This window comes from Pontibacter sp. CAU 1760, from assembly GCF_054482735.1.
Genome location: NZ_JBTLRL010000006.1, coordinates 107,333 through 121,455 on the forward strand (window position 1 = coordinate 107,333; position 14,123 = coordinate 121,455).

Genomic DNA, 14,123 nt, shown 5'->3' on the forward strand with positions numbered 1-14,123 from the left:
TAAGTTTAAGGTGAAGCAGTAGTTAGGATACTGCGGCAATCGAGTCCTTTGTTCATTATCACTGCTCATGTATTGGCTCCATAGAAGCGTAACAAACAAGATCAAGCGCTAATTTCTGCTTTGGAGATGGCTTCCAGTAAGCTCCGTCCTGATTTTCGGTAAAGCGTCGGGGTAATTCAATTGGATGAACAGGATAAGTTTTTCGCGCACAAGGCAACGCAGGTCCCAGGCCAGGCTGGAGTTGTTAGCGCTCACCAGCACCCGCAGTTCCAGCGTCCGTTCCTTGGAGTCCGTTACCTGCAACCCGGACACGCGGCGATCCCATAGGTCGGTTTTGTCAAGGATGCGGCCAAGCTCTGCCCGAATGGCATCAATGGGTACGGTATAATCAGTGTACAGGTATACCGTTGCCAGCAGGTCGGAGCCGGTGCGCGTCCAGTTCTGGAAAGGCTTCTCGATAAAGTAGTTGAGCGGAAGGATCAGGCGGCGGTTGTCCCAGATGCGCAGCACCACATAGGTCAGCGTGATTTCCTCCACGCGGCCCCACTCGCCCTCCACCACCAGCACATCATCGATGCGAATGGGCTGCGTGAAGGCCAGCTGCAGCCCGGCCAGCAGGTTGGCAATGGAGCGTTGGGCAGCAAAGCCTATCACAATACCTGCCACACCTGCCGAGGTCAGTAAGCCTGTGCCCAGTTTCCGCACCGACTCAAAGGTCAGCAAAATAAGGGCAATGGCAATGAAGACGATGATAGATACCGTTAGCCGCTTCAGGAAAGTAAGCTGCGTGAAAAGCTTGCGAATACGCATGTTATCCGTCTGGTCGATCTCAAATTTCCTGCGCACGATATCGCGGGCCACGTCTGTCAGATTTATGAGAATCCAGGCAAAGGCAATAATGTTAAGGGTCTCGACGATACGGCGAAAAAGAAACAATTGCTTGTCGGTGAGCAGAAGGCCGGGCAGAAGAATGGACACAGAAAGCAGAGGCAGGAAAAAGGCGAGAGGCTGACCCATGTTTTCGGTTAAGGACTTGACCAGGTATGGGTTATGGCGTTTGTTGTAGAAGCGCAGTAACCGGAATAGTGCATACCATACGATAATTCCAATAAGAATGGCAAGCCCCAAAAAAGCTATGCTCAGTGCAAAATCGTCGAGGTGCTGCACATAGTCTAAAATCTTCTTCATTTGGTTTGTTTAAATATTCTGATATATTTATGATGTGTTAGAATAATTGGCAACAGAAGGGACAGTATTGAGAACAATTTACTGTTGATGGTGCGCTCGGGTTATTTTTTGAACCATACGGCTGGCATTTTTAACACGGATTGCATTATAGCTATCTTAATATACTCATGGAACGCAAATGCAATTTCTGCGTAAGAGAAAATAAGAAATTGAGTCCAACCCGAACATTTAGAATTTGGAATTAAAGCGGCTTTGTTGAATGCGCCATTGCACCAAATGCGTAACCTGTAAAAGCCCTTAAAAAAAGAACCATAACACATGGCAAAACTGATCATTGTATCCAATAGGCTTCCTGTTAAACTGCAAGAGAAGGAGGGTGAACTACAGTATAAAACCAGTGAAGGCGGATTAGCAACCGGCCTTGGCTCTATCTATAAGCAGGGAGACAATTTGTGGATTGGCTGGCCTGGTATGGTGGTAGATGACAAGAAGATGCAGGACCAGATCAGCAAAGACCTGCGTCCTGAAAGCATGCAACCCGTCTTCCTGACCGAAAACGAGATCAAGGAGTTTTACGAGGGCTTCAGCAACGAAACGCTGTGGCCTACTTTTCACTACTTTAGCCAATATGCCATCTATAACCAGCAGCTCTGGGAAACCTATGTGGAGGTTAACCAGAAATACTGTGAGGCTGTTGTGGCACAGGCTGGCCCCGAGGATACGATTTGGGTACATGACTACCAGTTACTGCTGTTGCCGAGTATGCTGCGCGAGAAACTCCCGAACAGCACCATCGGATTTTTCCAGCATATTCCTTTCCCGTCTTATGAGGTGTTTCGCTTGTTGCCATGGCGTAAGGAACTGCTGGAAGGAATGCTCGGCTCTGACCTGGTGGGCTTCCATACCTACGATGACATGCGCCACTTTCTGAGTTCTGTGAACCGCCTGGTAGGCTACGGCAGCATGCACGGCTGGATTAACACCAGCACCCGTTCGCTGCTCGTGGATTCTTTCCCGATGGGTATAGACTATGAGAAGTACAGCCAGACGGCGGCTGAGGATGAGGTCATCAAACGAGAACATATTTACAGAGGGAACCTGAATGCCGAGAAAGTGGTCTTGTCGATCGACCGGCTGGATTACTCTAAGGGCATCGCCCAGCGCCTGAAGGCGTTTGAGCTTTTCCTGGATAAATATCCTGAGTTTCATGAGCGCGTAACTTTGCTGATGCTGGTGGTGCCAAGCCGTGACGCGGTAGAGAAATACAAAGAACTGAAAGAAGAGGTGGACGAATTGGTTGGGCGGATCAACGGTAAGTACAGCCGCATCAGCTGGAACCCAATCCAATACTTCTACCGCTCATACCCACTCGAAACACTGTCTGCCTTCTATCGCATGGCCGATGTGGCTTTGGTAACGCCAATGCGCGATGGTATGAACCTGGTGTGCAAAGAGTATGTAGCCAGCAAGCTTGACCAGAAAGGCGTACTGATTTTGAGTGAGATGGCAGGTGCCTCTAAGGAACTTTCCGACGCGCTCATCATCAACCCGAACGATATTAACCAGATGGTGGAGACTATCTATACTGCCCTGACCATGCCAGAGGAGCAGCAGATAGAGCGTATGAACAACATGCAAGAGTCGCTGCAGCGCTACAACATTCACCATTGGGTGAGCATGTTCATGGATCGCCTCTCCTACGTGAAGATCAAGCAGATGTCGTTGGCTACCTCATACCTTGATGAAGCCACTATTCTGGAAATGAACAACGCCTACGATTCGGCCAGCTCACGCCTGTTCTTTCTGGAGTATGACGGAGGCCTGGTGGACTTCCGCAACCGCCCGTTAATGGCTCGTCCGGATGATGCCTTGCTGGAGCTGTTGAGCGAACTGAGCAAGGATACTAAGAACAGGGTAGTGGTGGTGAGTAGCCGCGAGAAAGCAACCATGCAGGATTGGCTGGGCGAACTAAACATCGATATCATTGCAGAACACGGGGTATGGATTAAACAGCGTGGCACCGGATGGCAAACTATGCTTAGCCTGATGGACGACTGGAAGAAGGACATCCGTTTGATACTGGACCTTTATGTTGACCGCACACCGGCTTCCTTCATCGAAGAGAAAGAGTATTCGCTGGTTTGGCATTACCGCCGCGTAGAAACAGGTTTAGGCGAAATGCGTGCCCGTGAGTTGGTGAACCACCTTAATTTTATTGCTTCGAACAGTAACCTGCAGGTGCTGGATGGGCAAATGTCGGTAGAGATTAAGGCCCAGGAAATCAGCAAAGGAAAGGCATCCAGCTACTGGCTTACCAAGTTCCCGCACAAATTCGTGATGGCGCTCGGTGACGATTGGGGCGATGAGGATATCTTCAAGGCAATGCCGCGAGAAGCTTATACCATCAAAGTGGGCAATACCTATTCGGTAGCTAAGTACCACGTAGATACCTGCGATGAGGCGCGCCAGACCCTGGCAAGACTGGTGCAGGCCCGCAAACGGCAGGAGCAATCGCCGGGTGCACTAATGACAGGTTAATAGAGAGTCAAGCCCACTAAAACAAGGAAGGCCGATATTGTCATAATATCGGCCTTCCTTGTTTTAGTGGGCTACCTGTTTAAAAAAGGGTATTGCTGTTTCCGGCGGGTCTTGCTTCTTGCCCTTTGGCCGTGCCAGCCTGTGGCGTTTCGCAGTTCTCCTCGTTGAAAACCTGGTCAATTGCCTTTTCGGCGCTGCGCAGCTTTTCCTTGCAAAGTTTAATCAGCTGAGACGAACGCTGGACTTTCTGTGTCAGCTCGTCTACATCCACCGAGTCGTTTTCGATGGCCCGCAAAATCTCCTCCAGCTCCTGTGTGGCTTCGCGGTAAGATAGGTTATTAAGGTCTTTATTTGTCATCTTCATCTATAGTTACAACCATACTGTGCAGCGTGCCGTCCTGCATTTTCGTTTCGATTACGTCTCCGTTCTGAATGTTTTTGATGCTCTTGGTGATCTTGCCGTTCACCAACGTAAGGGTATAACCGCGCAGCAACAAACGTTCCGGGTTATTGGCCTCCGTACTCATTTCAAACAGCTTTATCCGGTGATGTTCGTGCTGCATCTTTTTCCGGGTAGAGAACTCAATCCGACTGCTGCAGTTGTTAAACTGCAATTGCTTTCGCTGCACCCGATCCTTTGCCTCATTATCGATGCAATGCACCAGGTTGTTTAGCTCATGCTCTTTCATGTGCAGGTAGCGCTGGCTCTTGCCCTCCACGCATACCGACAATTCCTGTAACAGGCGCTGCCGTTCATGTAACAGATCCCGGGTGTGTGCATACAGGTCTTTGTCGAGGTCGCTTAAATGATGCCGTTGTGTTTCCAGGTAAGACTTGGGTTTCAGCAGGAGCGACCTTGATGATACTTCCAGCTTGTCTTTGCTGGTTTGTAGCAGCTCTTTCGTCTGGTTGGTAAAGCGCAGGATTAATCGCTCCAAGGCATCGTTCGTGAGTTTAAGCTGTTGCGCCGAAAACATTCGGATGCTGTCGTACAGGCTCTCCGCCCGCTCCTCTGAGGTGTGAAAGGCATCGATCAGGAAGTTGGCCACTGCCGTAGGCGTTTTCAGTCGGGTATGCGCAACGATATCTGCAATACTCTCGTCGCGCTCATGGCCAATGCCGGTCAGCACGGGCAGCGGCGAGTGTCCGATGGCAGCGGCAATGGCATAATCGTCGAAGCAGCTCAGGTCCGTCTGAGATCCTCCGCCCCGTATCAGCACAATGGCATCGAACTGCTGCTGCTGCCTGACTGCCAAAAGCATGGCTTGCTTTACCGAGGCAGGCGCGTCGTTGCCCTGCACTGTGGCCGGGAACAAGGTGATGTGAAAGGAGTAACCATAACTGTTATGCTGGAGCTGGTGCACAAAATCCTGGTAGCCTGCCGCGGTGGCAGAAGAGATTACTGCCAGTCGTTGCGGCACCATGGGGAGCTGCAGGTGTTTGTTCCGCTCCAACAGTCCTTCCTTTTCCAGCCGCTGCAGGGTTTCCTGCCGTTGCCGTGCCAGGTCGCCGAGGGTGTAGTTGGGGTCTAGGTTTACAATGTCCAGGCTTAGGCCATACAACTCATGGAAGCGCACCGAGGCCTGGAAAAGTATCTTAAGCCCGGCTTTGAGCGGCTGCCCCGTCTTTTCCTCGAAATAGCGGCCTAGCATTTGGTAACGCGAGCCCCAGATCGTTGCGCGGGCTTGTGCCAGCATCTGCCGCGCATCTGTGCCCTTGTCAACCAGTGTCAGGTAGCAGTGTCCTTTACGGCGGTCTACGGTTACCTGCGACACCTCTGCCACCACCCAATAGCTATCCGGGAACGCAAGTTCCAGCTCCTCCTTTATCTGCTGGTGCAGTTGGTGGAGCGAGAGCGGCGTAGGCAGTGCCTCCTGCGCTGGTTTCCGGATTAAGAGTTGTGCCATGTGCTGCGGTAACTGTTCGATTTGGGCTGAGAATAAGCCAATCACGGGCTTTTACTGATGCACAAGATAAGCTTTTGTAACCGGAGCACAAAAGGTAGGTTGCCCGCTTTTTCAAATTTCGAATATCAAACTATTCCTATTTAAGCTGATAATCAGTTTGTTCTACTGGTGCCTCCTGTATACCTCCTGTGCAATAAGGGCCGCCGTGGTTTGCACCTCATCCAAGGTGCCCAGGGCGGGGGAGGACATGAGAAAAAGCGGCACCGGGGAGTGCCCTGTGCGGTAGGGCGGTTGATGGTAATCTAGCTGAGGGTGGAGCACAAAGCCAAGGCGCTCATAAAAGTTTACCCTTTGTTGCTGTACACCGGTTTGCGGGCGCTCCACTTCCAGCACAATGCCGGAGCCTGAGACTTGGCGGGCCAGGTGCTGCATCAAACGGGTGCCGATTCCTTGCCCGCGTAACTGTGGGGCCACCGCCAGGTGTTCCAGAAAACAGCATCCGGAAAGTTGCCAGTAGACATACATTTCTGCCAGGCCACTTTCTGCATAAGCTGTTAACAGGTGCATTTCGGGGGGTGACAGTAACTGTCCTAACTGCCCAAAATCCCGCCGCTCCTTCTCAGGGAATGATTGCCCATAGAAAGGTTGCAGCGTTATGAACTCAGGCTGAGCGGTGCTGTTTACCTTCTGAAAGGCTAAGGAGTGCATGGTTAGTTTTCGGTTTTAAAGCCGAGGCGGCGGGCACGTTTTTCCCAATTGTTGCGTGCCCAGGTCTGTAGGTCTGCAATCTGGTCCAGTTCATCGATGATCTCCATACCGAGCAGCGTCTCCACAATATCCTCCACACTGATTAGCCCCGCCGTGCCCCCGTATTCATCCACCACCAGCGCGATCTGATCTTTTCGCTCAATCAATTGGCTGAACAAAGCAGGTATGGCCATGTGCTCGGGTACAACTGGTATTTTCCGGCAGATGGCTTTGAGCGGCTTATGCCCTTTGTTTTCAATCATTTCATACATCACCTCATCTTTCAGCACGTAACCCGTCACATCATCCAGGTTTTTGCCATACACCGGGATGCGCGAAAAACGCAGGTCCGGGAAATTATTGAAAAAGTCAATGATCGGCATATCCTCCTGCGCCCCCACGATCACTGTGCGGGGAGTCATGATGTGGCGTACCATGATGTTGTTGAAACGCAGAATGTTGCGGATAATCTGCGACTCACTCTTCTTGAAGATCCCCTCCTTTATCCCAATTTCCGCCATAGCCGTGAAGTCTGCCCGGCTCAGGACGCTGCGCTGTTTGTCTTTCTTCAGCCGTCTGGTGATGAACTGCGAGAGTACAATAATGGGGTATAGCGGAGAGTAAATCAGGATTTTGATAATGCGGCTGGTAAAAGGAGCCAATTGCTTCCAGTGATTGGCACCGATTGTTTTAGGTATGATCTCAGAAAAGATCAGGATAATGAGGGTAAGGATGGTTGACGTGACAGAGATGTAGGCGTCGCCCCATAACACCTGTGCCTGTGCACCCACGCCCGCGGCGCCAATGGTGTGGGCGAAGGTGTTCAGGGTCAGGATGGCTGCTAATGGCCTGTCAACGTTTTCCTTGAGCTTGTGGAGTTCCTGGCCTAAAACGGGGTTTTCCTGCGAGATGATGCTGATGTAAGAGGGAGTGATGCTGAGCAGCACTGCCTCTAGCACTGAGCACAGGAATGAAAAGAATAAGGCAATTGCTAAATACAGTATAAGTAAACCCATGAAGTTGGTTACCTGCTACGGATTAAGTTAGTTGTGTTAAAAAAAGAATTGCCGCCTGGGCGGGCGGCACATGTGGTTAGTGTACCACACGAAGGACTGGTTCGGAAAGGGGCTGCCGGGTTTCGTGGTCTATGGTGAAGTAGCCGACCATGCTGGGGCCATACCCCAGGTTCAGCTCAAAGAATTTATTCTGCTCGGGCAGCATATTGATCACATCCTGGCGCAGGGTATGGTATTCCTCTAACAACATGTTCAGGCGCCGTTCTTTGTCGTTGAGTTGGCCGGAGATGCTGTTGGGTTGGTCACGGCTATCCTCTGGCACAAAGTCGCTTCGGATGCTCTGCAAAGACAGCAGCTCGACCTCCAGTAACCGAATGTTGCGTTCCACCTCCAGGTAGTCTTTTATCTTTTCCTCCAGCGGCACCAACGACTCGTCCAGGTACTCTACAAGATTTTCCATTTTGTTTGGGAATAAGGGTTATAGTTGACCAAGGCCTCACGGCATTTCATGTCAGCTGATTAGATATATACTAAAACGCAGATAAGGAAGAACGGGTTTGCATTTAGGCACGTGGGGCATTACTAGCGTTACGGCTAAAACCAGTGGCGGATTCTGTGAAGAATAGGAATGCGCTTTAAGTAAGGCGGGTAACGGAAAGGCAAGTCGAGCCAGGTGCCCCGGGAGACGACGCTCTTGCGGTAAGAAAACGCGTCGAAGCTATACTTGCCATGATAGCTGCCCATGCCGCTGGCTCCCACACCGCCAAAAGGCAGGTAGGGGTTGTTGGCGTGCGAGAAAGTATCGTTCAGGGAACATCCCCCGAAATGCAGGCATCGCAAAGCCACCTGCTTTTTTCTTTTGCTGGAGGAGAAAAAATACACAGCCAAGGGCTTTTCCTGCGCATTCACTTTCTGAATTACCTCTTTTAGGGATTTGTATGGCAAAATAGGAAGGATCGGACCGAATATCTCCTGTTGCATCACGGGGTCCTCCCACGAAACATGGTCCAGCAGCGTTGGGGCGATATACCGAGTGGTACGGTTTATCTGGCCGCCTGCCCGTATGTTGTTTTGCTTCAGAAGTTTAATAAGCCTGAGGTATTGGTTATCGCTGATGATGCGGGCGTAGTCGGGGCTCAGTTCCGGGTTTTCACCATAAAATTCGCCTATGCAGTGGGTTATGAGTTGCAGGAGCTCTTCTTTTACCTGCTCCTGCACCAGCACATAATCCGGGGCCAGGCAGGTCTGGCCCGCGTTCAGGAACTTTCCCCAGGTTATCCGGCGCGCGGCCAGTTCCAGATCGGCATCCTCTGTGACAATCACCGGGCTCTTTCCACCCAGTTCGAGGGTAATGGGTGTAAGGAAGTTAGCGGCTGCTTTCAAGACCAGTTGCCCTACCTGCCTGCTTCCGGTAAAAAAGATATGGTCGAAACGCAGCCCGAGCAGTTGTTGCACCAGTTCGGGACCACCCTGGGCCACGGCGATGTAGGCTTCGTCAAAGGTGTCCTGAATCAGCGCGGTCATTACGCTTGCAGCGTTGGCAGCCACTTCAGAGGGTTTTAGCAGCACGCAGTTGCCTGCCGCCATGGCGCCAATCAGCGGGGTGAAGAGGAGGTTGAAGGGCATGCTGCAGGAACCGATGATAAGGGAGGTGCCGTATGGAGCGGGCTGAATGAAACTGGTTGCCGGGAAATTTAGCAGCGTTTCCTGTACCCGCCTGGGTTTAGCCCAGGTGTCCAGATGCCTCCGCACCAAGCTCAGTTCCTGCTCAACAAAGTCAATCTCCGTGCTGAGCGACTCGTAGGCCGGTTTGCGCAGGTCGGCATAGAGCGCTTCGGTCAGGGGGGTTACGTTTCTCCGGATGGCCTGTTTGAGCAAGTCGAGTTGCTGCTGTCTAAATTTAACGGCAAGGGTTGTGCCTGTGGCAAAGAAGGCGCGCTGCTGCTGCAAAAGCTGTGGATAACGCTGCGCATCGGGTTCGTTGAACTGAGCCTGTGGGGCAGGGGTATATATTATAGGCATAGACGTGCAGGGTTAAGATCTTAGCGTTACAGTAAGCAGCCTTGCATGAGAGGAGCATATCTCTTTGTACGTAAGCTGTATTGGATCGGTAGAGAAGGTGTTGTAAACCAGAATTTTATAATTTAGTGTGGCTAGCAGGCTATGGCTGTGGCAGGGTAAGCTACTTAGGGAGGTGGCGCTTAACCATGGCGCCTTAAAGAAATATAAGGAGCTGTTTAATCCAGAAGCAGTTAGGCAGCATTTCATATTTTAAAACCTATACCCTGCTTATTTTGTATCTTTGGTTACCAGCCACCGCCCTAAACAGGAACCATGAAAATAATCGAGTGCCCACGGGATGCCATGCAAGGCATAGAAGCCTTTATCCCGACAGAAACGAAGATTGCCTACATTAACCAGTTGCTGGAGGTAGGCTTCGATACCATTGACTTCGGCAGCTTTGTGTCGCCGAAGGCCATACCCCAGATGAGTGATACCGCCGAGGTGCTGGCCAACCTTAACCTGGAGAAAAGCACCTCAAAATTACTGGCCATTGTGGCGAACGTGCGCGGTGCCGAGGACGCCGCCCAGCATGAGCAGATCAGCTACCTGGGCTTCCCGCTGTCGGTGTCCGAAACCTTTCAGCAGCGCAACACAAACAAGAGCATTGCTGAGGCCATGGAGCAGCTCGGCCATATCCAGGAGATCTGCCAGAACCACCACAAGACGCTTGTCACCTATATCTCTATGGGCTTCGGCAACCCGTACAACGACCCCTGGGATGCAGACACCGTGATCCGCTTTGTGGAGCGACTACACAAGTTAGGTGTAAAGATCATCTCGCTGTCTGACACTGTGGGGGTCTCTAACCCTGAGAACATCACTTATCTTTTCGGCCACCTCATTCCAGCGTTCAAGGACATAGAGTTCGGGGCGCACCTCCATACCACCCCCACTACCTGGCACGAAAAAGTGGATGCTGCGTATAAAGCGGGTTGCCGCCGCTTTGATGGCGCTATCCGGGGATATGGCGGGTGCCCAATGGCTACGAACCAGCTGACGGGCAACATGGCAACTGAAAATTTGATCGCTTACTTCGAAAATATTGGTTTAAATTTGAACCTCAACAAAGCAGCGTTTGCCGCCGCACTGGCGCAATCGGTGACTGTATTTTCCTGATTATGGCTAGAAGAATTATAGTAGATATTTTTATACCGTGCTTTGTGGACCAACTCTTCCCGGAGACAGGCATGAACATGGTAAAAGTGCTGGAGAAAGTGGGCTGCGAGGTTAATTATAACCCCAACCAAACCTGTTGCGGGCAGCCTGCTTTTAATGCGGGCTTTTTTGACGAAGCAAGGGAGGTGGCCACCAAGTTCCTGGACGATTTTTCGAATGAGACCTCTAATTACATCGTAGCACCATCGGCCTCTTGTGTGGGCATGGTGCGCAATGCTTACCAGGACATCTTCGTGAAATCTTCTAAATTGGTGAAGTACCGCTCGATGCAGAAGAAGGTGTATGAACTGACGGAGTTCCTGACCGATGTGCTGGGGGTAACAGACATACCGGGTGCTGCCCTGTCCGGCCGTTTCACCTATCACGATTCCTGCAGCGGCTTGCGGGAGTGCGGCATCAAAGAGGGCCCGCGTGCGCTGCTCAGCAACGTGGCTGGCCTGGAAATGGTGGAAATGGAAGACAATGAAACCTGCTGTGGCTTTGGCGGCACCTTTGCCGTTAAATTCGAGGCGATCTCTACGGCGATGGCCGAGCAGAAAGTAGAAAACGCAATCGCTACAGGGGCAGAGTACATCGTCTCGACGGACAGCAGTTGCCTGATGCATCTGGAGGCATACATCCAAAAGCAAAACAAACCGATCAAAACCATGCACATTGCCGATGTGCTGGCAAGTGGCTGGTAATTCTCGGTTTAAGCAACGCCTTAGAATAATTATTAAAAAAGGAGGCCAGCACGTAATGTGTTGGCCTCCTTTTTTTGGGGGTCGCTAGTAGCGGCTGTTCCGGTAGGATTCAAAATAGGTTAGGTAAACGGAGTGAGGGATAACCGATGGTTTTGGTCATGCGTTTATGTGTAAAGAAGCATTTTTTGAATTTATAAGCCTGAAACCTATGAGAGCAGACTATTTTGAGCACCAGCATGACCCGGAAGGGTATAACCATCCGGACCGACATGAACGACGGGGGCCACACGAACTGAAGCAGCAGTTCGAGCGCCATTACCACAGCAGCCACCCTCGCGACAGAGAAGATAAATTCTATGAAGACTCCAGCTATGAAATCGACGCGGGTAACCGCCGCGCTGAAAACTACCGGCAACGGGACGATGCCATGGAGCGCCGGTATTACCAGAATATCAGAGGCGACAGGCATACCCTGGACGATATCCGACAGGGGTATGGCTACCCGAGTTTTTCCAACAGAGACGAATACTACGACAGAGGCAGCGACATGCAGCGCGAACGTTACGCGCAGCAGCAACAAGGCTATGGTAGCGGCCGCCTGAGTGGAGGTTTTAACGTGCACGAGGGGCAACATCAGTCAAACCACGGCAACAGCGCTTTTGGTTATGGCCGGGAAGGGCATCATTATACCCCTCAGCATAACAGGGAGGATAATGACAGGGATAGAGAAGATCACGCACAGCGGAATTACCGGGAGAGGTATGGCGCTAATTCTGACAGGGGAGGATATTCGAACCGAGACCCGAATTATTAGTCTATACCGCCTAGTAAAACAAAGCGCAGCAACTCGAAAGGTTGCTGCGCTTTATTTTTGCTGTCATTGCGGATCCTCAAAGGACAGGAAAACTGTTTTAGTAAGCCATGGGAGCAAATGCTCCGTTGAAATCTGCTACAAATACTTAAAAGCTTCCGGTTTTTACGGATTGTGCCAAGCAGGCTTAATATTAGCTAATATTAACATTTATCTTTATTTGATGTATGCTCCCCTAACGCATTGACTTTTAAAGCGGGTTTCTATTAAACCCTCTTAGAAGTTGATTTTCAAACGCATATAAAAAAGTGTTTAGGTGCATCCGGGCATCAACCCGAATCTATTACTGCAAACTTAATTATCAATCAGGTAGTATGGTCAGAACAATCCTTACGGATGATCACAAATTATTTAGAGAAGGTGTTATAGCGTTGTTTGCCGGCAGCGAGGAGATACTAATTGCCGGACAGGCCGCTAATGGTGTGGAGTTATTAACGCTTATGCAAAGTGTTAGCACCGATGTGGTTTTGCTGGATATCCATATGCCTGAAATGGACGGCTTCGAAACTCTAAAAGCCGTGAAGGAGCAATACCCGCATGTGAAAGTGCTTATCCTGACCATGTTTGACGGGCACCACTACATGCAGCGTATGATGCAGGCTGGGGCAGATGGTTACCTTCTTAAAAACACAGGAAAACAGGAATTAGTTGTGGCCCTGCAATTGGTTGTATCCGGAGTGCCATACATCAGCCCATCCCTTACCATGGACCTCCTTTACAAAAATAGCCGCGCTACTGCTGCCCTGGCTACTCTACCTGAACTAAAATTACTGCCAAAAGACCTCTCGGGCCGCGAAAAGGAGGTGCTCCAACTTATATCAGAGGGCTATACCAACGTCGAGATATCCGAGAAACTCTTTACCAGCAAGCGCACCATCGAGACGCACCGGCAAAACCTGCTCGAGAAAACCAATACCCGTAATACTGCTGCGCTTATCAAGTTTGCCGTGCTGCAGGGCATTGTCTCTTAAAGCCTGTAGTCCTGTACAGTCGGGTAATACAAATCCTGTTCGATTCGTATATTCAATAGTAACATTTTCTATTGATTTAGAGCTATGAAAAATCGAACCGTACAGCGGCTTTTACATGCAGAGTTGGTAGACATGGGAGGAATGCCGGTGCGGCAGCCGTTCCCGACACAGCAGGTTGAAACAATCGATCCCTTTCTGCTACTGCACCACATCGAGCAGGAACTCCCAAAGGGCATCGTCCCGCACCACTCTGGTGTCGCACCGCACCCGCACCGTGGTTTTTCTCCTGTAACGTTTATCTATAAAGGCGGTGTGCACCACCGTGACTCGCGGGGCAACAACAGCGTTGTGTATGCCGGGGGCACCCAATGGATGCAGGCGGGCAGCGGTATTGTGCACAGCGAGCGGCCTCCCGCCGACATCGAAGCGCAAGGGGGGGTACAGGAAATCATACAGCTCTGGGTGAACCTGCCCAAAGCACATAAGATGAATCAGCCCCAGTATATCCCCTTACAGGCTGAGGATACACCGGTTTTGGCTTTGGAGGGAGGCCGCATCACCGTAAAAGTTGTGGCTGGCCAGCTAAACGATGTGCAGGGACCGATTAAGCCGCCCACGCCCATTCTGGCCCTGCGCATACAGATGGAGCCGGAGGCTACTTACAGCTTCCCGATACCCGAAGATTTTAATGCCTTTCTGTATGTGCTGGGCGGAGAGGTAAACCTGGAAGGGTATGGCCCGGTAGAACGGCACCAACTTGTGCTATTTAACCTGGATGGGGCGGGTTGTACGCTCACGGCCAGGAAGCCCACAGAATTGCTTTTGCTGGCAGGCCTGCCGCTCAAAGAACCCGTTGTGTCGCAGGGGCCGTTTGTGATGAACAGCCAAACAGAGATTTTGCAGGCCATGCGCGACTACCGGCAGGGGAAGATGGGAATACTGATAGAGGACTGAGTTAAAGT

General features: G+C 51.1%; 13 protein-coding genes. 6 read left to right on the forward strand and 7 right to left on the reverse strand.

Translation table 11 applies throughout. The annotated features are described in order from the left end of the window. Positions 1 to 108: 108 nt before the first annotated feature. Positions 109 to 1,188, reverse strand: coding sequence for a mechanosensitive ion channel family protein (locus ACXYMU_RS10290; protein ID WP_458986301.1), 1,080 nt, complete (start codon positions 1,186 to 1,188; stop codon positions 109 to 111). Positions 1,189 to 1,506: 318 nt separating this feature from the next. On the opposite strand from ACXYMU_RS10290, the gene ACXYMU_RS10295 reads away from it, so the two are divergent. Continuing rightward, on the forward strand, positions 1,507 to 3,726 hold the full coding sequence (locus ACXYMU_RS10295) for a bifunctional alpha,alpha-trehalose-phosphate synthase (UDP-forming)/trehalose-phosphatase (RefSeq protein ID WP_458986302.1): 2,220 nt from the start codon (positions 1,507 to 1,509) through the stop codon (positions 3,724 to 3,726). 79 nt (positions 3,727 to 3,805) lie between these two features. Here ACXYMU_RS10295 and xseB read toward each other — a convergent pair whose 3' ends face one another. The 6 genes from xseB to ACXYMU_RS10325 all read right to left on the reverse strand — a co-directional run bounded on the left by xseB (position 3,806) and on the right by ACXYMU_RS10325 (position 9,418). Further along, entirely contained in the window at positions 3,806 to 4,084 is a 279-nt protein-coding gene (gene xseB, locus ACXYMU_RS10300; protein WP_458986303.1) for an exodeoxyribonuclease VII small subunit, read from the reverse strand. After that, positions 4,074 to 5,633 (reverse strand): exodeoxyribonuclease VII large subunit, encoded by a 1,560-nt coding sequence (gene xseA, locus ACXYMU_RS10305; RefSeq protein WP_458986304.1) that lies wholly within the window; start codon positions 5,631 to 5,633, stop codon positions 4,074 to 4,076. The genes xseB and xseA overlap by 11 nt, the downstream gene beginning before the upstream one ends. Positions 5,634 to 5,795: 162 nt before the next feature. After that, on the reverse strand, positions 5,796 to 6,341 hold the full coding sequence (locus ACXYMU_RS10310; protein WP_458986305.1) for a GNAT family N-acetyltransferase: 546 nt from the start codon (positions 6,339 to 6,341) through the stop codon (positions 5,796 to 5,798). Between the two features lie 2 nt (positions 6,342 to 6,343). Beyond that, positions 6,344 to 7,396, reverse strand: coding sequence for a CNNM domain-containing protein (locus ACXYMU_RS10315; RefSeq protein ID WP_458986306.1), 1,053 nt, complete (start codon positions 7,394 to 7,396; stop codon positions 6,344 to 6,346). 76 nt (positions 7,397 to 7,472) lie between these two features. Continuing rightward, positions 7,473 to 7,856 carry a hypothetical protein gene (locus ACXYMU_RS10320; protein WP_458986307.1) on the reverse strand — a complete coding sequence of 128 codons (384 nt, stop codon included), beginning with the start codon at positions 7,854 to 7,856 and terminating at the stop codon, positions 7,473 to 7,475. Positions 7,857 to 7,990: 134 nt separating this feature from the next. Further along, positions 7,991 to 9,418: an aldehyde dehydrogenase gene (locus ACXYMU_RS10325; protein ID WP_458986308.1), complete on the reverse strand. Its 1,428-nt coding sequence runs from the start codon at positions 9,416 to 9,418 to the stop codon at positions 7,991 to 7,993. Positions 9,419 to 9,730: 312 nt separating this feature from the next. On the opposite strand from ACXYMU_RS10325, the gene ACXYMU_RS10330 reads away from it, so the two are divergent. The 5 genes from ACXYMU_RS10330 to ACXYMU_RS10350 all read left to right on the forward strand — a co-directional run bounded on the left by ACXYMU_RS10330 (position 9,731) and on the right by ACXYMU_RS10350 (position 14,115). Continuing rightward, positions 9,731 to 10,576: a hydroxymethylglutaryl-CoA lyase gene (locus tag ACXYMU_RS10330; RefSeq protein WP_458986309.1), complete on the forward strand. Its 846-nt coding sequence runs from the start codon at positions 9,731 to 9,733 to the stop codon at positions 10,574 to 10,576. Positions 10,577 to 10,578: 2 nt separating this feature from the next. Next, a complete protein-coding gene (locus ACXYMU_RS10335) occupies positions 10,579 to 11,319 on the forward strand; it encodes a (Fe-S)-binding protein (RefSeq protein WP_458986310.1) in 741 nt (246 codons plus the stop codon). A 208-nt stretch (positions 11,320 to 11,527) separates the two neighbouring features. Beyond that, positions 11,528 to 12,133 (forward strand): hypothetical protein, encoded by a 606-nt coding sequence (locus ACXYMU_RS10340; protein WP_458986311.1) that lies wholly within the window; start codon positions 11,528 to 11,530, stop codon positions 12,131 to 12,133. Between the two features lie 371 nt (positions 12,134 to 12,504). Beyond that, positions 12,505 to 13,161, forward strand: a complete 657-nt coding sequence (locus tag ACXYMU_RS10345) for a response regulator (protein WP_458986312.1) — start codon at positions 12,505 to 12,507, stop codon at positions 13,159 to 13,161. 84 nt (positions 13,162 to 13,245) lie between these two features. Beyond that, positions 13,246 to 14,115, forward strand: a complete 870-nt coding sequence (locus ACXYMU_RS10350) for a pirin family protein (protein WP_458986313.1) — start codon at positions 13,246 to 13,248, stop codon at positions 14,113 to 14,115. Positions 14,116 to 14,123: the final 8 nt, after the last annotated feature.

Bases quoted from the DNA above. Each gene is read 5' to 3' on its own strand.
- ACXYMU_RS10340 (WP_458986311.1), top strand. From the start codon at position 11,528: ATGAGAGCAGACTATTTTGAGCACCAGCATGACCCGGAAGGGTATAAC.
- ACXYMU_RS10315 (WP_458986306.1), bottom strand. From the start codon at position 7,396: ATGGGTTTACTTATACTGTATTTAGCAATTGCCTTATTCTTTTCATTC.
- ACXYMU_RS10335 (WP_458986310.1), top strand. From the start codon at position 10,579: ATGGCTAGAAGAATTATAGTAGATATTTTTATACCGTGCTTTGTGGAC.
- xseB (WP_458986303.1), bottom strand. From the start codon at position 4,084: ATGACAAATAAAGACCTTAATAACCTATCTTACCGCGAAGCCACACAG.
- ACXYMU_RS10330 (WP_458986309.1), top strand. From the start codon at position 9,731: ATGAAAATAATCGAGTGCCCACGGGATGCCATGCAAGGCATAGAAGCC.
- ACXYMU_RS10320 (WP_458986307.1), bottom strand. From the start codon at position 7,856: ATGGAAAATCTTGTAGAGTACCTGGACGAGTCGTTGGTGCCGCTGGAG.
- ACXYMU_RS10295 (WP_458986302.1), top strand. From the start codon at position 1,507: ATGGCAAAACTGATCATTGTATCCAATAGGCTTCCTGTTAAACTGCAA.
- ACXYMU_RS10345 (WP_458986312.1), top strand. From the start codon at position 12,505: ATGGTCAGAACAATCCTTACGGATGATCACAAATTATTTAGAGAAGGT.
- ACXYMU_RS10350 (WP_458986313.1), top strand. From the start codon at position 13,246: ATGAAAAATCGAACCGTACAGCGGCTTTTACATGCAGAGTTGGTAGAC.
- ACXYMU_RS10310 (WP_458986305.1), bottom strand. From the start codon at position 6,341: ATGCACTCCTTAGCCTTTCAGAAGGTAAACAGCACCGCTCAGCCTGAG.
- ACXYMU_RS10325 (WP_458986308.1), bottom strand. From the start codon at position 9,418: ATGCCTATAATATATACCCCTGCCCCACAGGCTCAGTTCAACGAACCC.
- ACXYMU_RS10290 (WP_458986301.1), bottom strand. From the start codon at position 1,188: ATGAAGAAGATTTTAGACTATGTGCAGCACCTCGACGATTTTGCACTG.
- xseA (WP_458986304.1), bottom strand. From the start codon at position 5,633: ATGGCACAACTCTTAATCCGGAAACCAGCGCAGGAGGCACTGCCTACG.